Annotated in this window: 19 protein-coding genes; 6 read left to right on the top strand and 13 right to left on the bottom strand. The window is 62.4% G+C overall.

Annotated elements, in window-relative coordinates:
- Positions 1-10: 10 nt before the first annotated feature.
- Together pbpG and DES49_RS05855 are read right to left on the bottom strand one after the other, a co-directional pair.
- Complete coding sequence (gene pbpG, locus DES49_RS05860) at positions 11-967, bottom strand: D-alanyl-D-alanine endopeptidase (RefSeq protein ID WP_133735446.1); 957 nt, start codon at positions 965-967, stop codon at positions 11-13.
- Positions 968-1,041: 74 nt separating this feature from the next.
- A complete protein-coding gene (locus DES49_RS05855) occupies positions 1,042-3,381 on the bottom strand; it encodes a helicase-related protein (RefSeq protein ID WP_133735445.1) in 2,340 nt (779 codons plus the stop codon).
- A 173-nt stretch (positions 3,382-3,554) separates the two neighbouring features.
- Here DES49_RS05855 and DES49_RS05850 point away from each other — a divergent pair, with 173 nt between their 5' ends.
- A complete protein-coding gene (locus DES49_RS05850) occupies positions 3,555-4,778 on the top strand; it encodes an ATP-grasp domain-containing protein (protein WP_208297021.1) in 1,224 nt (407 codons plus the stop codon).
- Here DES49_RS05850 and DES49_RS05845 read toward each other — a convergent pair.
- Positions 4,775-5,821, bottom strand: a complete 1,047-nt coding sequence (locus DES49_RS05845) for a PA0069 family radical SAM protein (RefSeq protein WP_133735444.1) — start codon at positions 5,819-5,821, stop codon at positions 4,775-4,777. The two genes, DES49_RS05850 and DES49_RS05845, sit on opposite strands and share 4 nt — an antisense overlap.
- 214 nt (positions 5,822-6,035) lie before the next feature.
- Here DES49_RS05845 and DES49_RS05840 point away from each other — a divergent pair, with 214 nt between their 5' ends.
- The 5 genes from DES49_RS05840 to DES49_RS05820 all read left to right on the top strand — a co-directional run bounded on the left by DES49_RS05840 (position 6,036) and on the right by DES49_RS05820 (position 13,678).
- Positions 6,036-7,442, top strand: a complete 1,407-nt coding sequence (locus tag DES49_RS05840) for a cytochrome ubiquinol oxidase subunit I (protein ID WP_133735443.1) — start codon at positions 6,036-6,038, stop codon at positions 7,440-7,442.
- Entirely contained in the window at positions 7,442-8,443 is a 1,002-nt protein-coding gene (gene cydB / locus DES49_RS05835) for a cytochrome d ubiquinol oxidase subunit II (RefSeq protein WP_133735442.1), read from the top strand. Before DES49_RS05840 ends, cydB begins: the two co-directional genes overlap by 1 nt.
- The gene (gene cydD, locus DES49_RS05830) at positions 8,427-10,106 is read left to right on the top strand and encodes a thiol reductant ABC exporter subunit CydD (protein WP_341776779.1); all 1,680 of its coding nucleotides are present in this window, start codon (positions 8,427-8,429) and stop codon (positions 10,104-10,106) included. Before cydB ends, cydD begins: the two co-directional genes overlap by 17 nt.
- A complete protein-coding gene (cydC, locus tag DES49_RS05825; protein WP_133735440.1) occupies positions 10,099-11,778 on the top strand; it encodes a thiol reductant ABC exporter subunit CydC in 1,680 nt (559 codons plus the stop codon). Before cydD ends, cydC begins: the two co-directional genes overlap by 8 nt.
- Positions 11,779-11,971: 193 nt before the next feature.
- Positions 11,972-13,678 (top strand): tetratricopeptide repeat protein, encoded by a 1,707-nt coding sequence (locus tag DES49_RS05820; protein WP_166646001.1) that lies wholly within the window; start codon positions 11,972-11,974, stop codon positions 13,676-13,678.
- On the opposite strand, the gene DES49_RS05815 is transcribed toward DES49_RS05820, so the two are convergent.
- From DES49_RS05815 to DES49_RS05770, 10 genes are all read right to left on the bottom strand, one after another.
- Entirely contained in the window at positions 13,675-15,369 is a 1,695-nt protein-coding gene (locus DES49_RS05815; protein ID WP_133735438.1) for a complex I subunit 5 family protein, read from the bottom strand. The genes DES49_RS05820 and DES49_RS05815 overlap by 4 nt on opposite strands.
- Positions 15,366-16,862: a complex I subunit 5 family protein gene (locus DES49_RS05810; RefSeq protein WP_133735437.1), complete on the bottom strand. Its 1,497-nt coding sequence runs from the start codon at positions 16,860-16,862 to the stop codon at positions 15,366-15,368. The genes DES49_RS05815 and DES49_RS05810 overlap by 4 nt, the downstream gene beginning before the upstream one ends.
- A complete protein-coding gene (locus DES49_RS05805) occupies positions 16,859-18,331 on the bottom strand; it encodes a complex I subunit 5 family protein (RefSeq protein ID WP_133735436.1) in 1,473 nt (490 codons plus the stop codon). The genes DES49_RS05810 and DES49_RS05805 overlap by 4 nt, the downstream gene beginning before the upstream one ends.
- Complete coding sequence (locus DES49_RS05800) at positions 18,328-18,651, bottom strand: NADH-quinone oxidoreductase subunit K (protein WP_133735435.1); 324 nt, start codon at positions 18,649-18,651, stop codon at positions 18,328-18,330. Before DES49_RS05800 ends, DES49_RS05805 begins: the two co-directional genes overlap by 4 nt.
- Positions 18,651-19,349, bottom strand: a complete 699-nt coding sequence (locus DES49_RS05795; RefSeq protein ID WP_133735434.1) for a Na(+)/H(+) antiporter subunit B — start codon at positions 19,347-19,349, stop codon at positions 18,651-18,653. The genes DES49_RS05800 and DES49_RS05795 overlap by 1 nt, the downstream gene beginning before the upstream one ends.
- Positions 19,346-19,636 (bottom strand): Na(+)/H(+) antiporter subunit B, encoded by a 291-nt coding sequence (locus DES49_RS05790; protein WP_133735433.1) that lies wholly within the window; start codon positions 19,634-19,636, stop codon positions 19,346-19,348. Before DES49_RS05790 ends, DES49_RS05795 begins: the two co-directional genes overlap by 4 nt.
- On the bottom strand, positions 19,629-19,949 hold the full coding sequence (locus tag DES49_RS05785) for a cation:proton antiporter (protein ID WP_133735432.1): 321 nt from the start codon (positions 19,947-19,949) through the stop codon (positions 19,629-19,631). The genes DES49_RS05790 and DES49_RS05785 overlap by 8 nt, the downstream gene beginning before the upstream one ends.
- Positions 19,942-20,217: an MrpF/PhaF family protein gene (locus DES49_RS05780; RefSeq protein WP_133735431.1), complete on the bottom strand. Its 276-nt coding sequence runs from the start codon at positions 20,215-20,217 to the stop codon at positions 19,942-19,944. Before DES49_RS05780 ends, DES49_RS05785 begins: the two co-directional genes overlap by 8 nt.
- Positions 20,214-20,735 carry a Na+/H+ antiporter subunit E gene (locus tag DES49_RS05775; protein WP_133735430.1) on the bottom strand — a complete coding sequence of 174 codons (522 nt, stop codon included), beginning with the start codon at positions 20,733-20,735 and terminating at the stop codon, positions 20,214-20,216. Before DES49_RS05775 ends, DES49_RS05780 begins: the two co-directional genes overlap by 4 nt.
- A 74-nt stretch (positions 20,736-20,809) precedes the next feature.
- Positions 20,810-21,943, bottom strand: a complete 1,134-nt coding sequence (locus tag DES49_RS05770; protein ID WP_133735429.1) for a GNAT family N-acetyltransferase — start codon at positions 21,941-21,943, stop codon at positions 20,810-20,812.
- Positions 21,944-21,953: the final 10 nt, after the last annotated feature.

The following is a 21,953-nucleotide window of genomic DNA, read 5'->3' as shown; positions in this document are numbered from 1 at the left end:
TCCCTGCGGGTTACTGTGAATTGTCGGTCAGTGCGTGCTCGGTGTTACCAGCGGAATTCAGGGCCTGTACCTGTTCCCGTTCGTAACGCCGGGCTGCGCCCGCAACGGCACCGCTGTTGCCGGTTTCAATCCAGCGCCGGACGCGGCCGGCATCACCCAGCGGGGTGCGCTTGCCGAAGGAGTCGAGAAAGACCATTCCGAGCGTGCGACCATCCACGGTCGTGGCCATCATCAGGCAGCGACCGGCGGCGTCGAGGTAACCGGTCTTGGTCAGCTCAAGGTCCCAGCGGTTGCGGTGCACCAGTACATTGGTGTTGCCGTAGCGGAGCTCGTAACGCGGGTTCTGGAACCAGATGCCGAAGTAGCGAGTCGTTGAGAGCTCCCGGATTTTCTCGTGTTTCCAGGCGGCCGCCAGCAGGCGTGCCATGTCAGAGGCACTCGCGCGGTTATCGGATGACAGGCCGGCGGGGTCGACGAACCGGGTGTTGCTCATTCCCAGGGACTGGGCCTTGTCGTTCATGGCATTGATGAAGGCATCGAAGCCACCGGGGTAATGGCGCGCAAGCACGTGCGCCGCCAGGTTTTCCGAGGCCATCAGGGCGATCCGGACCAGGTCCTCGCGTTTCGCTTCGGAGCCGATGCGGATGCGCGAATACGCATTGACCGGCGTGGGTCGGTGGCGCTCGACGATGGTGATGTATTCATCGAGGGGTTGATCCGATTCCAGGATAACCAGGGCCGTCATGATCTTGGTCAGGGATGCGATGGGCACCGCCGTGTCCGCGTACTTCTCGTGCAGCTTTTCACCGGAGTCCAGATCCACAACGGCCGCGTGGACGGATGCCAGGTTCAGGTTCTGAACGCTTGGGGTCTGCGCTGCCAGCGCATTGATCGGCATCAAGCCGGCAACGAGAAGGAGGATGCCGGCCAGGGTGAAAGACAGACGCTTGAAGTGCCAGAATTCCATTGCAACCCCTTTGAGCTGGAAAGCCCATATTGTTCCACAGCTAACCCGGCGTGGGAACCGGTTTTCCGCTGATGTCAGCGAACGTCCACGACTCGGCTCGCACGCCGGTAGCGGACCTTCCAGCCCTGCCATGCCGGGAGCTCCCAGCGTTTGGGTTCGGCCTTACGGGTTCCGTGACGGTAATCAAGTGTAATGCGCTTGAGTGTCGGCTGGTAGGACACGTCCATGACCAGGTCACCGAGTGACACCCGTCTCGGGTACTGGCGGTCAAAACGCTCGCGCTCCCATTCGGGAATCCCATCGAAGCGCAGGTCGTCGGGCTCCAGCAGGCCCTCATCTCCGGGCTCTTCCACACCAAGGCGCTCAAGCTCCGCCTCCAGCCAGGCTGCGGCGCTTTCCGGGACTTCGCCGTCGGCATGGCCCAGCCCAACGTAGAGCGACCACTGCGCGACATCGGTTTCCAGTTGTTCCCCGGACGGGTGAAGAAGCTCGCCCCTGAGGATCAGGTCGGCGAGCGCCCGGCGCAGTGGCGCTCCGGAAGGGGTGGTTTCGCGGCGCTCAATTACCCGGCCCGCATAGTGGCGCTCCTGGGTCGTGCGCGGTTCACCCTCCTCAATCGAGACCGGGCCCATCCGGACCTCGCCCAGGCCGGCCCGGGACAGCCATTCCACAGGGATCGGCGCCAGACAGGTGGCGATGGTGATGGTCTGGCGGTGGCCGCGTTTGCCTGGTGTGCTGTGTTCGTCCAGCACCAGGGCCGCTTCGCTGTCTTCGGGAAAACGGGATGCTTCGTCGGGAATGACTTCACGCTGGTCATTGCCCATGGCCTGGCGTCGTTTTTCCCGGCGTATGAACGCCAGCTCCGGGGCGGCTTTCAGTATGGCGTTCATCAAGGCATTCCGGTCGCCCAGTGGTTCATCCGGAATGCCCGGAAGTTCAAGGGTCTCGCGGATCCGGCTGGCCAGAGTCCGTGCCTCCCGGCGGGCGTTCTGATGGGTCGCCAACGGGGCAGGTGGCTGCTGGCGCAGCATACTGATCAGCGTTGCCGCGTCGCAGGGCTCCGGAAGCCAGTCCCCGAGCGCCCGCCTCTGATCCTCTTTGTCAGGGAAGCGGAACAGTCGCGGGCGCGTGCTCAGCGCCGCCGTCAGGTCCACCATCGCACCCCGGGTGCTCGCATCGGGCATGCTGGAAATGAGATGCGCGAAGAAGCTGTCGATGGGGAGAGCAAAGAGTCGCTGGCCATGGGTCGTTGCGAGCCCTTCGTCATCGATGGCGCCCATCCGCTGCAGTTGTTCGAGCGCACTGTTGAGGGATTTCCCGGGAAGCGGGTCGGGGAATGACAGCTCATGGACCGGGACGCCGGAACAGGCGGCGGCCAGCACCAGCTCGGTCAACTCCTCACGCTGGACTTCCGGGGCTGTCCGCTCCTCGAGCGGCGCGTGTTCACCCCAGAGCCGTAATGCCGTCCCCGGGGCGGTTCGCCCGGCGCGGCCACTGCGCTGATCCGCCGCTGCGCTGGAAATGGGGGCCAGGGTCAGCACGGTACGGCCATTGCGCTGATGGGTGCGCCGTTCAAGGCCACTGTCGATAACAGCGGTTACACCGGGAATTGTCAGCGAGGTTTCGGCCACGTTGGTCGCAAGAATGACCCGTTGGCGCCCATCATCGGCGAGCGCCGCCCGTTGTTGTTCGTTGCTGGCGCTGGCATGCAGAGGCTGGACAGGCATAGCCAGATCCCGCAGCGCGCTCGCCGCATCGTTGATCTCGCCCCGCCCGGGGAGGAAGACGAGTATCTGGCCCTCCGTTTCCTTCAATGTCTGGCGTACGGCTGCGGCAACACGCTCGGCGAGCTTTCTGCTGTCCGGCATGTCGTGGCTTTCGCGGGCCTGGTGACGCACCGAAACGGGGTAGCGGCGGCCTTCTGCCTGGATCAGAGGGGCTGCCAGGTATTCGCCGAGGTCCTCCGCGGCGAGCGTGGCGGAGGTGACCACCAGCCGGTGATGGCCGGAATGGCGCAGCAACGCCAGGAGCAGGTCCGTGTCCCAGCGCCGCTCATGGAATTCGTCCAGGATAATGGTGCCGAAGCGCTCAAGATCGCCCTGCCCCAGCCAGCGCAGGGCCATGCCGGGTGTCGCAAAGATCAGGCGGGTTGCCGCTCGGTAGCGCGCATCAAAGCGGATGGCGTAACCCACTTGGTCACCGGGCTCCGTGCCGTGCTGCTGAGCCAGGTAGCCGGCCAGGGCGGTACAGGCCACGCGCCGGGGTTCAATCACCAGTGTGGGTGAGCCTTCACTGGCCCAGACGGGAAGGCGTGTTGACTTGCCTGAACCCGTATCCGCAGTTACCACTACATGCCCGTTTTCAAGGGCATTCTGGAATTGCTGATAGTGGTCATCAATGGGTAATGGGTGCATTATAGCCTTAAGCTGGATCGTTTGAGCGAATGCCACGAACGGTTTGCAAAGATGGCCCTGAGTGGCCCACGGTGGGCTTAATAACATTTTTGAGGGTATCACGTAAGCTTGCCGGGGCCCGAGATCATGAACCTCCGGCTTTGACAGAATCAATACACGCAACGGAGTGGATAATGGAAAAGAATCCCAATAAAGGCTACGTGGCCCTGCTGGGCTGGAGCCTCAGCGCCGTCGAGGCACTGGACAAGTTTGACCGCCGTTACATTGTGGTCGCGCCCCCCTGGGCTGAGGATTACTGCAAGCAGCATAATATTCCCTACACCCCCTGGGATTTCGAGCGCCTGAACGACCGCTCCCTTGAAATCGCGGAACGGCTGAAAGACGAGGGCGTGGATGTCGCCATCCCGCTTTTCGAGGAAACCGTGGAATGGGCCGGCGCCATCAACTCGGTGCTCATGGGTAATCCGCGTCTCCACGGACAGGCCGTGCTCATGCGCGACAAGGCCCTGATGAAGCGCCGTGCGCAGCTCGGCGGCATCCGGGTGGGGATCTTTGAGGAAGCCCACGACCGTGACGACGTGATCCGCTTTCTCAAGCGGGTCAACCAGACCCTGCTCAAGCTGGATGGTGACCCGGATGACCCGATTCACCTCAAGGCGTTCGACAAGGCGGGTTGCCTGGGGCACCGCGTGATCCGTACGCCCGAGGAAGTGGATAACATCCCGGAGGAAGAGTTCCCGGTATTGATGGAAAGCCACCTGGATGGCTGGGAATTCGCGGTCGAGGCCTGGATTCACAACGGCAAGATCCGTTTCCTGAACATCTCCGAGTACGTCACTCTCGGGTATTCCGTGTTTGTTCCGGCAACACCGGAGCTGGAAAGCTGGCGTAACCTGATCACCCAGGAAATCGAGAAGCTCATCAAGGCGTTCGATATCCAGTTCGGGTTTATCCACCCCGAGTACTTTGTGACCAGTGATGGCACCATGTACTTTGGCGAAGTGGCCTATCGCCCACCGGGTTTCAAGGTCTTCGAGCTGCTTGAGCGCGCTTACGGGTTCAATGCCTATCAGGGCATGGTCCTGGCATTTGATCCGAAGACCACGGAGGAAGAGATTGAAGCCTTCTTCCCGAAGGAAGTGACGGATGCCAAGGGTGTCGCGGGCTGTTTCGGGGTTTACCCGAGACGCCGGGTTGTCAGTAAGCTGGAGATTCCGGAAGAGACCGAAAACCACGAGTATTTCGAGTGGCATGAGCTGACAGCACCTGCGGAGCAGACGGTCACCAAGCGTACCGCCTTTGGTACCCACTGGGGGCTGATCTACTTCTTCGGCGATGATCCGCATAAGATGCGCGACCTGCTCAAGCACCAGGAAGAACTGGACTTCTACATCTAGAAAAGTCCCATCTGCTCACCCGCTGGACGCCGGAATTGGCCGGTGTCCAGCGGTTCCTCCCCCGCCTTGTTAAGACCCAGTGCCCGACACTTGCGGTGAAATCGCTGCCGGTACAGATCCGCCAATGGCCCCGTTCCCCGCATCCGTTCCCCGAAACTGCTGTTGTTGGTACGCCCGCCCCGTAGGTCGCAGATGCGGTTCATGACGTGTCCGGCCCGATCCGGGTAGTGCGTTTCAAGCCAGGTTTCGAACAGGGGCGCGACCTCATGGGGGAGTCGCAGAAGTACCCAATCCGCTCGCTCAGCGCCGCTGTCCGCCGCCGCTTCCAGCATGGATTCCATCTCATGATCGTTTATGAAGGGGATGATCGGAGCGGTCAGCACCCCGACGGGGACGCCGTGTCCCGCCATCTCCCGAACCACCTTCAGGCGGGTGGCCGCTGCCGTGGCCCTGGGTTCGAGTTGGCCCTTCAGGCGGTTATCGAGGGTTGTCAGGCTGACGCTCACCGAGCAAAGGCCCCTCGCCGCCAGCGCTTCCAGCAGGTCCAGATCCCGCAGGATCAGGCCGCTCTTGGTGATAATGGATACCGGGTGACGGTATTCGAGAAGCACTTCAAGAATCTCCCGGGTGAGCCGGTAGCGCTTTTCCAGGGGCTGATAGGCGTCGGTATTGACGCCCAGGGCAATGGGCGAGGGCCGGTAACCGGGTTTGTCCAGGGTAGCGCGGAGCTGCTTCGCGGCATTGGGCTTGGCAATAATCCGGGTTTCAAAGTCCAGCCCGGGGGAGAGTTCCTGGTAACTGTGCGTCGGTCGGGCAAAGCAATAGATGCAGCCGTGCTCGCACCCCTGATAGGGGTTGATGGACTGACTGAAGGGCACATCCGGCGACTGGTTGGTGCTGATGATGCGATCAGCCCGGACTTCCCGGACCTCGGTGGCGATGGAGTCCGGCTCCGCCTCCCGGTGCCAGCCATCATCGACCGGGTCTACCGAATCCGGTTGGAAACGGTGTGCAATGTTGCCGTGGGTGCCTCTGGCGCGCATGGGGTTAAACCTTAGCTGTATATAAAAACAGTATAAGGGAGGCTTGCCTCAGCTGGCAATGATGGCTGTCAGCGGTGAGGTGTTGGGTCGCAATTGCGGGTGAGGATGTCCATTATTGAATCGGTTCATACGGGTTCTGAGTCTTTTATATTAGTTAAAGCTAAATTAGTATTGGCGACTGAAACAGCACCTTTCCCCTTGCCCGGAGGCGCATATGGAGTTAGATCCCGTCCTGATTTCCCGCATTCAGTTCGCCTTTGTCGTGTCTTTTCATGCGATTTTCCCGGTCTTCACCATTGGCCTGGCTTCCTTCATCGCCTTCCTTGAGACGTTGGCCTTTCGCACGGGCAATCCGATATACACCCGGCTCTCGAAATTCTGGATCAAGGTCTTTGCAGTGGTGTTCGGCATGGGGGTCGTGTCCGGCATCGTCATGTCCTTCCAGTTCGGGACCAACTGGAGCAACTTTGCCCAGGCGACGGCCAACTTCATGGGGCCGGTGCTCAGCTACGAGGTGGTGACGGCCTTCTTCCTGGAGGCGGCGTTCCTGGGGATCCTGCTTTTCGGGCGGAACAAGGTTCCGGCGGGCGTCTATCTGTTTGCCTCCTTCATGGTGGCCATCGGAACCTTCATTTCGTCATTCTGGATTCTGTCCGCCAACAGCTGGATGCATACCCCGGCGGGCACGGAAATGGAGAATGGCATGCACCAGGTGGTCTCCTGGAGCGCGGCGATCTTCAATGATTCGTTCTGGTATCGGTTCGCTCACATGGGGCTTGCCTCGTTTCTCACGGGCTCCTTCGTGGTGGCGGCGGTCAGTGCCTGGTTCCTGCTCAAGGGTCGGGAGGTTGAGGCCAACCGCAGGGCCCTGTCCATGTGCCTCTGGCTGCTGCTGATCATCGCCCCGGCCCAGCTCTGGGTGGGCGACCTGCACGGGCTCAATACCCTCGAGCACCAGCCCACCAAGGTGGCGGCGATGGAGGGCAACTGGGAGACCTCCGGCAATGTGCCGCTGCTGCTCTTTGCCTGGCCGGACCAGGAGGCCCAGACCAACCACTTCGAGGTGGGCATTCCCGGGCTGGCGAGCCTGATCCTCAAGCATGACGTGGAAGGCGAGGTGCCGGGTATTTCCGCGGTGCCCCGCGACGAGCAGCCGCCGGTGGCCATCGTGTTCTGGTCGTTCCGCGTGATGGTTGGGCTCGGCATGCTCATGATCGCCTTTGCCGTCGCCGGGCTGCTGTTGCGCCCCGGTGGCCGCTACTGGCAGAAGCGCTGGTTCCTGAAGGGGCTGGTGCCCATGGGTGTTGCGCCCTTTATCGCGGTGCTTGCCGGTTGGTTCGTCACCGAAATCGGCCGCGTTCCCTGGCTCGTCTATGGCCAGATGACGCAGGCCGAGGGGGTAACCCCATCGCTCAGTGGTGGCGTGGCGCTGTTCAGCCTGATCGGCTACATGCTGGTCTACGCGGTGGTATTCACCGCCGGTGTCTACTATCTGACCCGGCTTTTCGAGGCCGGGCTGGAGGCCGACGATGCCGAGCAGGCGCATGATGACGCCGAACGCCCCAAGCGGCCTTTCTCCGCCGCCCACGTACCACTTGAAAGCACAGGAGGGCAGGCCTGATGGAACCTTTCGACCTGACACTGATCTGGGCCGGCATTATTGCCTTCGGCGTTATCATGTATGTGCTCATGGACGGATTTGACCTGGGCGTGGGCATCCTCTTTCCATTGGCGCCGGACGAGGAGTCCCGGGACCTGATGATGAACTCGGTGGCCCCGGTCTGGGACGGCAACGAGACCTGGCTGGTTCTCGGGGGAGCAGGGCTGCTGGCAGCGTTCCCCATGGTCTATACAATCATGTTGCCGGCGCTCTACATTGGCGTTTTTCTGATGCTTGCCGGGCTGATTTTCCGGGGGATTGCCTTTGAATTCCGGTTCAAGGCCAACCGCTCCCGCTATCTGTGGAACATCGCCTTTGCCGGTGGTTCCACGGTGGCCGCTTTTGCCCAGGGTGTGGTTGTGGGCAAGTATATTGAAGGCATCCAGGTGGCGGATGGTGTCTTTGTGGGCGGCCCCTTAGACTTCCTGACACCCTTTACCGTACTCACCGGCCTCGGACTGGTGGCCGGTTATGCCCTGCTTGGCAGCACCTGGACCATCATGAAGACCGAGGGCACCACCCAGGCCTGGGCTTACCGGATCACACCCTGGTTGCTCGGTGCCGTGCTCGCGGTATTCCTGCTGATTAGTATCTGGACGCCCTCCATCGACCCGGCAGCCTATGAACGCTGGTTCTCGACAATTCATGTTATCTGGGTCCTGCCGGCCCTGGCGCTGTTCTGTGCCTGGAAGATCTGGCGATCGGTTCGCCAGGGTCGGGAAGGTGTGCCTTTTGTGGCCACCATGGGGATGTTCGTATTCACCTACCTGGGCCTGCTGGTGAGCAAGTGGCCCTATGTGGTGCCGCCCGATATCACGCTCTATGACGCGGCATCCGCCTGGGAGTCCCAGCTGTTCCTGCTGCTCGGCCTGCTGTTCGTGCTCCCGTTTGTGCTCATCTATACCGCCTGGACCTACTGGGTATTCCGGGGCAAGGTGCGTGCCGGTGACGGCTACCACTGAGCCACGGGCCGCTGGCCACTGGCTGGCAGCGCAGGCCCGTGGAGTCCGCGGAACGCTGACTCTGTCCGTGGTGGCGGGGGTAATCAACGCCCTGGCCACCATCGCCCAGCTTTTCCTGATGGCTTGGCTGGTGCACGAGGTGGTTGTGGGCGGAGGTTCGTTCAGCCTCCTCTGGCTTGGTGGTGTACTTCTGCTGGCAGTCGCCATCCGGGCCCTTGCCCAGGCGGTGCAGGAAATTGCCGGCGCCCGGGCCAGTGACCAGGTCAGGGCCGGGGTGCGTCAGTCGTTACTGGCGGCCTGGGCCGGCGCTGGACCGGTTGGCCTGGCAGGAACGGATGCCGGGCGGCTGGCGAGTGAATGGGTGGAGCAGGTTGACGCGCTTCACGGCTATTTCGCCCGTTTCCGGCCCCAGGTCATCCTGGCGGTGGCGGTTCCAGTCATCATCCTGGTATTGGTGTTCTATCTGGACTGGCTCGCGGGCCTGTTCCTTCTGGCGGCCGCGCCCCTGATTCCTCTGTTCATGGCGCTGGTCGGCATGGGCGCCGAGCGTGTCAACCGCCGTCATTACGAATCCCTTGCGCGTCTGTCCGGGCATTTCCTGGATCGCATCCGGGGCCTGACCACCCTGCAGCTGTTCGGCGCCACCACGGCGGCCGTTTCCGATGTGGCGGAAGCCGCTGAGGATTATCGCCGCCTGAATATGGCCACGCTCCGGATTGCCTTCCTGTCCTCGGCGGTATTGGAGTTCTTTGCCTCCGTGGCCATCGCGGCCGTTGCCATCTACGTGGGCTTTGCGTTGCTGGGTTCGATCGAGTTCGGGCCGGCGGCGGACATGACGCTGTTTTCAGGTTTGTTGGTGCTGTTGCTCGCGCCAGAGTTCTTCCAGCCCCTGCGATTGGTTTCCCAGTACTATCATGACCGGGCTGCGGCGCTGGGGGCGGCGTCCCATCTGATGGCGCGGCTGGATACAGGCGCCGAGAGGTCCGCTGTCAGGGCGAATGTGGAGGATCAACCAGATGGTGACATGGGGCAGGGGATTCACGCCGCCGGGCTCAACGTCTCTCACCCCAGGCGGCCCCCGGTTCTCACGGACGTCAGTTTCGACCTGAATCCGGGCGAAACACTGGTCGTGTCGGGCGCCTCGGGATCCGGGAAAACCACACTGCTGGCGGTGCTTGCAGGCTTTATCCGCCCGGACTCAGGGGAGGTCCGTGTACTTGGCCACCCGCCCGGCTCCTTCCCGCTGGGCTGGATGGGGCAGCGTCCCTGGCTCATCACCGGAAGCTGGCGGGAGAATCTGCAACTCACGGCACCCCGGGCCAGCGATGCTGAGATGGAGGAGGCGTTGCAACGTGTCGGTATGGGCAAGGTACTGGCGGCGCAGGAGGCAGGGTTGGATGCGACCCTTGGCGAGGGCGGCGTTGGACTTTCCGGAGGGCAGGCCCGGCGCCTGGCCCTGGCACGACTGTTCCTGACGCCCTCGCCAGTGATGCTGCTGGATGAGCCCACCGCCGGTCTCGATGCCGCGACGGAAGCGGAAGTCCTTGAGGGATTGAAGGGAATCATCGGGGGCGGCCGGATCTGTGTGCTTGCGACCCACCGCCCTGCTGCCATGGCTCTGGCGGACCGCCACCTGTTGCTGGGAGATTGTCGCAATGACTGAGCTCAGACCCTGGCTCAGTCTGCTGCTCCGGCATCGAGGGAGGCTGGTGCTGGGGGCGCTTCTGATGACGGCGACGCTGCTGTCAGGGGTTGGCCTCCTGGCCTTGTCCGGTTGGTTCATTACCGCCACCGCCGTGACCGCGCTGGCCTGGGGAGCCGGTCTGCAGGCCAGCCTGAACCTCTATGTGCCCGGCGGCGGTATCCGTTTCTTTGCGCTGTCCCGCACGGCTTCCCGGTATTTCGAACGCCTCCACAATCACGATACCGTCCTGCGCCTTCTCGCGGATCTCCGGGTATGCCTGTTCCAGAATCTGGTGTGCCTGGATGAGCGCGCCCGCTCCGGGTTGCGATCGGCCCAGCTCCTGAACCGGTTGGTCAGCGATGTCGATACGCTGGATAACCTTTACCTGCGCCAGATTGCTCCGCCTGTTGTGGCCCTGGTTGCCGTGCTGGCCGTCACGGGCTTGATTGCGTTCTTTGCGCTGCCTATTGCCCTGTTTGCGGGGGTGGTTCTGCTGCTTCTGCTGGGCGTAGTGACTGTTGGTGTCGCGCTGGTGACACGTCGGCTCAGTGCCAGGGAGGGGCGAGCCCGTGACCTGATACGCAGTCGTGTTGTGGATCAGCTTCGGGGCCTGGCTGAGTTACAGGCGGCGTCGCAGCTGGTTTCCCACCAGGAGCAGCTGTTGAGGCTGGAGGCCGGGCAGCGCCACTGCCAGTACCGTCTTGCGAAAAGAACTGCGCTCGCGCAGGCCCTGAGCACCCTGGGGGTTCAGGCGCTGGTGGTTATTGTCCTGATTCTTGCCGCTCTGGCCTGGCAGGCAGAGGTTGTCTCAGGGCCCGTGATGGTCATGATGCCACTGGCGGTGATGGCTCTCAGTGAGGGATTCTCCGTGTTGCCCGCTGCCTTTGCCCAATGGGGCGCCACTGAGGCCGCCGCCTCGAGGCTCAATGAACAATCGTCCCTGACGGGGTGTCTTCCCGAGCCGGATGAGCCGGCTCCCGTTCCCGCTCACCCCGCAATAACCTGGTCCGGAATCGCGGTGGCGCGGGGAACGCCTTCGGTCTTTGATGATTTCAACCTCTCCCTGGCACCCGGGGAGCATATCGCCATTACCGGGCCCTCCGGGAGCGGGAAGTCCACCCTGGCGCTGCTCCTGGCTCGTCTCCTTGAACCGGATGAGGGAGCGGTTCTTGCTGATGGGCGGGATATTCGCCAATTCCATGGTGATGAATGGCGACAGCGCATTGCACTCCTCTCCCAGGACGCCCACCTGTTCAATGAATCCATAGCGGAAAACCTCCGGCTGGCGTTGCCCCAGGCCACGGATGCGCGGTTATGGGAGGTGCTGGCAGCGGTTCAGCTTGATGAAACGGTGCGTGCGTTTTCCCTTGGGCTCGAAACCCGTGTGGGCGAAATGGGTGGTCAGGTTTCCGGGGGTGAAGCGCGCCGCCTGGCGCTGGCCCGGGTACTGCTGAAACAGGCGCCCATTGTTGTATTGGATGAACCCTTCACCGGCCTGGACCGGGGCATTGAGGAGCGCGTGCGCACCAGTATCCAGCCCTGGCTGGCAGGGCGGAGTGTGGTATTTCTGCTACATGAGGGCCCAGGCCCAGACTCCGTTCAGCGGGTAATACGCCTGCCCCTGGATCCGGGATGGCAGAGTCCAGCCTGAAGTGTCGGATTTCCTTACACTTGCCCTGTTCCAGGATTTCCCGTCCTTTCCCAACCCTTTGTTTGACCCGAAAATGCCCTTTCACGGCCCGCTCTATGCTTGATGGTTACAGGGGTATCCTGGTCCTGGTCCCATTGGTATTCCGGAGTCGTTGAAGGACAAGCGGCCCCTATCTGTTTCGATGGGAAAGCGTATGCGCATTCGTAGTTCTGCTGCTTTACTGGCACTGATGCTGTTGACGCTCTCATCAGCCCATGCTCTGGTCATTGATCGGTTTTTTCCGCAGCCACCGTCGCAATACCGGCCTGGTATTGAAGCGCTTGAGAATGAGCGTTATCAGGAAGCAATCTCGCTGGGCGAGGAGTACGCGCGCCTGGCACCAAAGGATGAGCGAGCCCACCTGATTCTTGTGTTGGCCTGGTACGGACAGGGTGGACACACGGCGATTGATCGCCACCTTCGCGAACTGGATGCGCGTTTCCCTGATATTGCGCAGTCCATACGGTCGTCACTGATGACGCTTTATGCGCGGGACGGACGCAGTGAGGCTGCGTTGAGGCATTTCGGGAACTTGCAACCGGAGGCGAAAACCACCGACCTCTACGTATTGGCAGGGGATCTGCATCATCAGGGCAATCGCATGGACCTTGCGGTCGTTAACTACGAAAAGGCTCTGGAGCAGGCGCCACGGCATGAAGGGGCACGCCTGGGCCTGGCACGCACTCACCTCGTCAGCGGTCGCTTCCCGGAAGCGGCCGATCATGCAGAACGGCTCTTGGATCAATATGCGGAGCATCGCGGCGCGCTTACCGTTGCCAGCACGGCCTACCTCAAGCTCAATCAACCCCAAAAGGCCCTGGCCAAAACACGTACCTTCAGGGAACGCGCGCCGAACCCCGCCGCCCTGTCCAATATCGCACTGAGCGAGTTTGCCACCGGCCATTATGAACGGGCGCACGAGGCGTTTTCAGCGCTGGGCCGGTATTCGGAGTGGGGCGATGACGCCGTGGTCGGGCGGGCGCTGTGCGATATTGCCCGGGAGCGTATCGACCAGGCGCGCAGCGTCCTGAATAATGCGGACACCCGGGATGCGCCCCTGTCGACCATCCTGGCCGCCAGCCTGATGACCAATGAATCCGGGAACGATGGCGTGCAGCATACGCTGAAAGCCGGTTCTCCCGTCTGGCTTGACCTCCAGCGGCCGTTGCTGTCGCTGTCCGGGCTGGTTGGGTCCTCGCCCATGAGCGAGGCCGATTATAATCAGGAGCTTGTGGCTGTGGTCACCGCTCAGCTTTATCTGAATCAGGGGTTTCCGGAACTGGCATTATCGCTTTCGGAGCCGGTGGGAAACCTGAAGGCGTCCGCGTTTGGGCGTCTGGTCCTCGGGCGGGCGTACGGGAAGATGGAGAGAGCCGATGAAGCCGTCCATACCCTTGAGGCCCTTGTCCGCGACTACCCGAAACTGCTGGCGCCCCGTCTGGAGATTGCTGACATTCATTTTCACCAGGGCGACCATGCTGAAGCTCTGGCCACCTATGAGAATGCCGTAATTCGACATCCGGAACTGCCGGAGCTGCAGGTGCGGCTCGGCGATCTCTATAACGAGCTGGGGAATCCGGCATCGGCGCTGCTTCAGTACGAGCGTTTTCTGGAGCAGGAACCGGATTCTCCCTATGCGCTGAAGCAGGCTGCCGCGACTCTGGCACGGCTGGATCGTCCGGAGGAAGGACTGGAACTGGCAGAGCGGGCCCATGAGCTGGCCCCGTATGATGCCAACATTGCCGATACCCTGGTCAGCGTGCATCGAAAGCTGGGTAATGAGGCTGCAGCCGCAAAAATACAGTCGTCGTTCAGCAGGACCCACGGCGAGGACGTGCCATCCAACTCAACCCTGTACTAAAGGAGGCTGAGCAACAGTACGAGCAGCAGCATCGTCAAACCCATCCCCTGGCGGAACTGTCGCTCCTTGGCCTCCAGGATTTCCCTGAGTCTCCCGAATAGATTCATATAGGACGGTTTTTGCCCGCGCGTCATTCGCGGCCTGGTGGGTGCCCTGAGCACCCCTGTGCCAATGGACGACGCCAGCCGCTCGATCAGTACGATGCCATCCCCTGCGGGCACTGATGGAGTTCCGGGCGCGGATCGGGATACCATCCAGGCCAGCACCAGTGCGGTCAGCATGGGCCAGCCCAGCTTCCAGAGCTCGTAGGGCGAAGGGAGAAATCCCGGGGCGTTGGCCAGGTTCCATGGCATCAGCCAGAAGCCCAGCAGGCTGATCAGGACGGTTGCCAGCCATCCCATCAGAACGGCGCGATGGTTTGGTGCCGTGCGGGTGTGCTTATGGAGCACCCACAGATAGCGCAGGACCAGCAGCAACGTCGCAATGGCACCGGCGCTTATCAGGGGCGCCAGCAACGCCCTTGGCCCGAGTTCCAGAGCCTCCGGGGCCAGCGCCTCTTTCATGGCGAGCTTGGCAACAGCGCCACTGGTAAAAGGGAGGCCGGCAAGCGCCAGGCCGGGAAGCGTGATTAACGCCCACATCAACCAGCGTTCCTGTTTATGGGCAGGGATTGAGAGGCCGGCAGAGAGAAAGAGGCTGCCCTTAGCCAGCCCGTGATGCAGCGCATAAAGGCCGATGACCGGGATAATGACCGGAGCACGTTCCGGATCAGCGAGCGCCACCCCCAGCATGATGGTGATCAGCCCCATCTGGCTGATACTCGAGTAGGCAAGGACGGCTTTTGCCTGTTGCTGGCAGACACCGATAAGGGCCGCACCGATGGACGCCAGGGCGCCTGCCATGATCATGACGGTTCCCCACTGTGGCAACGCCGTTTCCGCCAGCGGCAGTGTCAGCAGCCAGCCCAGAAGCCCCGCCTTGATCATTGCGCCGCTGAGCACGGCGCTTGCCGGCGTCGGCGCTACTGGGTGGGCCAGGGGCAGCCAGAAGTGAAGCAGTGGCAGACCCGCCTTGACGCCAAAACCGGTGATCAGGAGCCCAAGGATGAGGTCCCGGTGCTCAGCCTCCGCGATGGCGGGTGGCAGATCCTGCAGCATGCCGCTCTGCGCTTCGGAGGCGGAAAAGATGAGGCCCGCCAGCAACGCCATTTCCCCCAGAACCGCCATGACCAGATAGATCCGCCCGGCACGGAGCGCCTGAGGTGAGCCCTCATGCACTACCAGGCCATAAGCGGCAAAGGTCATGAGGGCAAAGAAGCTGTAGAAACTGGCAATGTCGCCTGCCATGATCAGCCCAAGGTTGCCGGCCAGGGTAAGCCCCCAGAACGCGCAGAACCGACGAAGATGTTCTCCATGCAGGTAACCGGCGGCATAGAGCCCCGCGGTTGTCCAGAGGCAGGCAGTCAGCAGCAGGAACACCCGTCGCAGTTCATCCAGCAGCCAGACACCCCCGTTGAGCAGGTAGGGAAGCTCGAGTGTCCAGCCGGGCCCGGACAGAAGCGCCACCGTCAGTGCTGGCAGCGGTAATAGCGGTAACCCGTAGCGCATGATGCGCCCCGAGTCGGGCACCAGGGCCAGCGCGGGAAACAGCAGGGGCAGAAGAACGGCGGCAGGAACCAGCACCGGCATCATGGCAGATACTCCCTTGCCGCGATCAGCTCAGCCCAGCTGAGGGGACTGAAGGGCATGGAGGCCAGCACCCCGACCATGATGGTCATCAGGGCCGTGATCAATGGGGGCCAGAAGAGCCAGGCACTGGTTTCCAGACGCCCCCAGAAACGCTCATGGGGCCAGTCGTTTACCGCCTCCCGGAACCAGAGTCGTTGGACGACGGGCAGGAAATAGGCGGCATTGAGAATGCTGCTGAGTAGGAGAACCGCGATGGCCCAGTGCATGTTCGCGGCAATGGCCCCGGAAGCGATGGTCCACTTGGTGATGAAGCCAGCCAGCGGCGGGGTGCCAATCATGCCAAAGGCGCCAATGGTGAAGGCAATTGAGGTGCCCGGCATTCGTCGCCCGGCACCGTCGAGTTCGTCAACCCGGTGTATGCCCAGGGTTTCGGCGTAGTTGCCGGCGCAGAAGAAAAGCGTGATTTTCATGATTCCCTGATGCAGCAGGTGCACCAGTCCTCCGGCCGTACCAATGGGCCCAAAGAGGCTGATCCCCAGGATGATGTAGGACACCTGGCTGATGGTGGAAAACGCCAGTCGTCGCTTGAGGTCCGCCTGGCTCAGGGCACGGACCGAGCCGTAGAGAATGGTGAAGGCAGCCAGCCAGGCCAGTGGCTCCAGCAACCCAAGTGCTGCGACCGATTCAATCCCATAGATATCGTAGACCACCCGGACAATGCCGAAAGCCCCCGCCTTGACCACGGCAACCGCGTGAAGCAGGGCACTGACGGGGGCGGGCGCCACCATGGCCTGGGGCAGCCAGCCGTGCAGGGGGAAAATGGCCGCCTTGACCCCGAGACCTGCTATCAACAGCACAAAGATCAGTGTCAGCGGTGTCTCCAGGTCCGATGCCGCCTGCTGGAAATGACCTCCCTGCCGGAATGGAAGATCCCCGACGAGCCCGTGGAGCCAGGCAATGGCGACCAGCAGCACCGCGCCACCCGTCAGCGTGTAAAGGATGTAGGTGCGCCCCGCGCGCAGGGCCTCAACGGTACCCCGGTGTACCACGAGCGGATAGGTGGCCAGGGTCAGCATTTCGTAGAAAAGCAGGAAGGTGAACAGGTTGCCGGCCAGGGCAATGCCCATGGTGCTGGCGACACAGAGACTGAAGAAGCCGAAGAAACGGCTGCGGTTGGGCGAGTCCTCGAGGTACCCCACCGCATAGACGGTTGTCAGCAACCAGAGGATGGCTGACAGGCCGGCGAACATCACGGAGAGCGCATCGGCTTTCAGGGTAAACGCCACCCCGGGGAGCATGGTAAACGTCAGATGGTAGTCGACGCCCTGGAAGACCCCCCAGACCATGATGGCCACCAGGAGCAGTTTGATCAGGGCTGCCGTCAGATTGATGGTGGTCCTGAGCCCTGAACGGTGTTCCGGGGTGGCAAAAATGAGCACGGCCGCCAGAAGGGACGTCATCAGGGTAATGGGTGGCAGCAGGGCGCTCAGGCTCATGGTGCCCCTCCAGTTTCAAGCGACAGCGCCATAACCGACAGTAACGGTTCAGCTACCAGTGCCAGCCCCAGCGACATCAGGGCCAGCAGCAGGGGGATGACCTCAAGGCTCCCTGGTGGGTGGTAGAAGTCATCGACACCGGTTTTCGCAACAAAGGATGCCTGGTAGATCCGGAATACATAGGCCGCCGACAGCAGGCTCCCCGCTACCAGGACCACAATCCACCACCACTGTCCGCTGGCAAGGCTGGCCTGGAGGAGCATCCACTTGGCGGCAAAGCCGCCGGAAGGCGGCATGCCCATGAGCGATACGCCGGCCAGCCCGAAAGAGAAAAGCGAAAACGGCAGGAAGTGGCTGACGCCGGCGAGCCCTGCGACCTGATGGCTTCCCGTGGCAAGGATCAGGTTGCCTGCTGCCAGGAACATGGCCGCCTTGGCCAGGGCATGGCTGACCACCTGAAGGGTCATGCCCTGCTGCGCCTGCAGGGAAGCCGTATCGCTTACCGCAAACGTCAGCGGAAACAGCAGGAAGAGGTAACCGATCTGGGCCACGGATGAGTAGGCAACCACCTGCTTGAGCTGCGACTGACGGCAGGCCAGCCAGCTCCCCCAGATAACCGCGGCGCCCCCAAGGCCGCCAATAAGTTGGGCAACGGCCGTTGAGCCCAGCTCATGGCCGAACTCAAGCCAGAGCCGCGCCGCAATGTAGAAGGAAGCCTTCACGACCAGTGCCGAGAGCAGTGCGCTGACCGGTGATTTTGCGATTCCGTGGGCGGGGGGCAGCCAGCCATGCAGCGGAAAGAGGGCCGTTTTCAGGGCCAGCCCGGAGAGCATGAGTGCCATTGCCATGCCGGGTCCGACCAGCGCCTGGGTTTCAGGTAGAAGCGAGGCGATGCCGGCAATGGACAGGGTGCCGAACTGGCCGTACATCAGTGCCACACCAAGCAGGTAGGCCATGGAGCCAAGCAGCGCGGCCAGGAGGTAGCGCAGCGATGCACGCAGGGCATTGATGCCACCGCCAAGGGCGACGAGACCAACAGCCGACAGGCTGAGCAGTTCCAGCCCCACATAGAGGTTGAACAGGTCGCCACCGAGCCAGACGCCATTCAGTCCCGCCCAGAGGAACCAGAACAGGGGCCAGAAATAGCGGTACCAGGCGTTGTCCGGCGCCAGATAGACACTGGCATGAAGGCCGCAGGCACCAGCGACGATGGCCGTAAGGAGGATAAAGGTGACGGCCAACCCGTCCACGCGCAACTCAATACCGAGTGGCGCCTCCCAGCCGCCAAGTCCGTAAAGGAAACCGCCCTCGCGGGCGACTGCCACCCAGAGCCCCAGTGACACCAGAACCTGTACCGTGATACCCAGACAGCTGACCAGGCGCCCCCGTGAAAAGTCGAGGAGCAGACAGAGCACCGCCCAGGCCAGAGGCGTGAACAGAAGGCCAGCCATAAGCCATGCCGTGATCATTCAGCCCCTCCCTGCCCGGAATCACTGTCATCGGCCTCCAGGGACGTATGGCCGGAGAGGTGGAAGTAGCGACGTATCAGGACAATGGCCAGGGCCGTGGCGGCAATGGATACCACGATGCCCGTCAGGACCAGTGCCTGGGGCACGGCATCGGGGCCCTGGCCGTGCTGGGCCAGCCCCACCAGTACCAGGAAGGTACCCGAGCCGATCAGGTTGAAGGCGAGAAGCTTGCGCAGCAGGTGTCGGAGCTGGATGAAACCGAACATGCCAATGCCGCAGAGCCCCGCACCGGCAAAGGCGTACAGCAGGGATGGCGTCATCAGGAATCGTCCTCCCCGGGAGCCCCGGCGTCATTCACGGGTGCGGATACAAAAAGAGCCAGCAGCACCATGGCGATGGAGAAGGTCAGAACGGTTTCGATCGTGATGATCAATGGCTTGGTCATTCCTGGCGGATAGGCCAGGAAGGCCTCGCCGGCCATGGCGCTGAGCACGGCCACCAGCAGAAAGACGGCAAAGCCGAGGCCAAGCCCCACCCTCAGCAGCAGCCCGGGACGAAGAAACCCCAGGGGAATGCCGCCCAGACGCATCAGCACCCCGCAGCCGGCGAGCACGGCCCCGGCCTGAAAGGCGCCGCCAGGGCGATCGGCCCCGGCCCACAACAGGTAGCCCGCAAGCAACAGCATCAGCGGAATGAACCAGCGCTGGAGGGCGTAGAGGAGCGAATCCGAGGTTCGCAGCTCGGGATCTTCCAGCGACGCGGTCCTTGCCATTGATATGCCCGTGATGCCAGCGATGACAAGAACGGCGATTTCCAGGAGGGTGTCGTAGCTGCGGAAGTTCAGCAGCACGGCGGTAACGGGATGATTCACACCGCTTTCGTTCATTTTCCCGGCAAGAAGCTCTGGAAGATTAACCGGTGTCTGGCTGCCGGCAATGCTCCAGAGACTGGCCCCAAGGAGCAGGACCAATGCCATTGAGGCCAGCAGCGGGAGGGTAACCGCGAGAATCCGCTTCATTGCTCCCTGCCTCCTGCCGCGTCGGAACGCCCTGATGCTGCAACGGTCCCGCCGCGCCGGAAGTGGCTGACCGCGTCAAGCAGCAATACGCCGGTCAGACCCGCGCCGATAGCGGTTTCCGCCAGGGCGATGTCCGGCGCCTGGAGTCGCACCCAGGCCACTGCCATCAGCAGGCCGAAGGCGATGAAGACCACGACCGCGCGGAAGAGATCCCGGGAACTGAGTGTGGCGATGGCCGTGGTCAGTAGAGCCGTGACCAGCAGGAGATCCAGGAACCATTCAAGCATCGGGACCCTCTCCGCCTTCTGTTCCCCTCTGTTCAGAGACCACGGCCCGTGCCACGAGGTGGGCGGACGTGGCGCTGGCGGCAAGCGCCACCATCCAGATCAGCAGCACTTTAAGGCCCACAGTGGGGGAGGCAACCTGTGGCAGCAAGGCAATGACCAGAAAGCCGAGTCCGAGGTTGTCCACCTTGGTCAACGCATGAATCCGGCTGAGGGTGTCGCGGAAGCGGAAGAGGCCAAGCGTGCCGATGGCAAAGAACAGACAGCCGGTAATGAGAAGCAGGACCTGAACCAGTTGGATTGTGAACTCAATCATCAGCCGGACTCCGGTCTATTCGAACCACCCGTGTCACAAAGCCGGCAATGGCCAGCACCGAAAGCATCGCCAGCACCAGCGCCACGTCCCTGAGTGCCGGCATTGCCTGGGCCTCCGCCAGTACCAGCATCAATGCCACGCCGGTGGTGCCGAACAGTTGCGAGGCCAGCATCCGATCCGCCGGATCCGGACCGAGCCATATCCTGACCAGGGCAATCATCAGCGTCAGCAGCAGGAAGGCGGCCACAGTGTTCAGCAACAGCGTCATGATTGGGCTCCGCTGTCGTCTGGCGGGGTGATGCCGTACATGGCCGCAATGCGCGCTTCGGTCTGGCGCACGAAGGCGGTGACGGGCATGCGCTGGTCCAGGCAGTGCAGTTCGAGTTGGTCATCAATAAGGTTGACGCTGAGCGTGCCAGGCATCAGTGAGAGCGCATTGGCCAACAACCACCGGGGGCTGCCTTCGGGGAGTCTGGTCGTCAGCGTCAGCGACCCCGGATCGACTGGGAGCCGGGGCAACAGCAGTCGCCGGGCGACATCCACGCCCGCGATGACGGAGTTTCCGACAAAGTGGCCTGTGAAGGACAGGACGCCCAGAATACGGAGCCGGTAGCTGCCCGGACGGACGGCATAGGTTCCGGGCGGAAAAAGCCGGATCGAAACCAGTGCAACAAGGAGGGATACCACAGCCCCGAAGACTGCCCCGGAGCTGTCACCCTCGGTCAGGGCCCACCAGACGATGAAAAGGCTGAGGGTGCGAAGCAGGGCAGTCTTGATGGTTTGCATGGTCCGGCGTCCGGAAAAGCGTTTGATGAACGGGAAAAGGCTAACACAGGCGCGCCCCGGGGATAATCCGGTTATCAGAGGCCTTCCCGGAAAGGCAGTTCCTGGCGCGCCTGCTGGGCGTAAGCCCTGACGGCTCGGGCCTCCCGCCGGCAGAAATCGGCAACCGCAGGGCGAAGCCGGGGATCCTGGATCCAGTGAAAGGACTCGAACAGGTGCGGGCGGAAGCCCCGCTTGAGTTTGTGCTCTCCCTGCGCACCCGCATCGAACCGGTGCAGCCCCCGTTCAATGCAGAAATCAATGCCCTGGTAATAGCAGGCCTCGAAATGCAGCTGGTCGTATTCCTCAAGGCAGCCCCAGTAGCGGCCGTAAAGCCGGTGTTGATCGTGCAGGAAGAGGGAGGCGGCGCAGAAGCGGCCTTCGTGTACGGCCATGACCAGGAAAAGCTGCTCGGGCATGGCGTTGACAAGGTGCTCGAAGAAGGCCCTGTTGAGGTAGGGGCGCTGGCCGCGCTTGAGATAGGTGGCCTGGTAGAACAGGAAGAAGGCGTCCAGGGCCTGTTCCGTGATCTCGTTACCCCGGAGTTTCTGAAAGTGGATGGACTGCTCGGTAACCGCGCTGCGCTCCTTGCGTATCTGCTTGCGCTTGCGGGATTTCAGTGACCCCAGAAAGTCTTCGAAGCTGCCAAACCCCTCGTTGTGCCAGTGGAACTGGCAGCTCAGCCGCGTCATCCATTCCTCGCGGTGGAGGCTCTGCCGTGCGGTTTCATCCGGAAACAACAGGTGCCAGCCGGAGGCGGACTGCGCCAGGACTTCATCAAGCATGGCCTGAGCGGCACGGCTTCCGGGCCCGGACGGATTCTCTCCGGGCGCGACCAGGAGCCTGGGCCCTTCACAGGGTGTAAAGGGGATGGCGCTGAGCAGCTTGGGGTAATAGTCGAGTCCGTACTGGGCCCAGGCTTCGGCCCAGGCCCAGTCGAAGACATATTCCCCGAAGGAGTGAGTCTTGAGGTAGCAGGGCAGGGCGGCCTTCAGAACGCCGTCGTCATCCCACTCAACCCAGTGGTGGGGCTGCCAGCCGGTTTCGGCTGTTACACAGCCCGTGGATTCCAGCCCCGACAGGAACTCGTGCCTGAGGAAGGGGTTGCCGGTTCCCTCAAGACGGTTCCATTGGTCCGGGCTGAGGTCAGAAATCCGTTCAGCGAATGCCATGCATGGCCAC

This window comes from Halospina denitrificans (genome assembly GCF_004364635.1).
Lineage (GTDB): Bacteria > Pseudomonadota > Gammaproteobacteria > Pseudomonadales > Oleiphilaceae > Halospina > Halospina denitrificans.
This window is presented reverse-complemented; position numbering and strand designations above follow the sequence as displayed.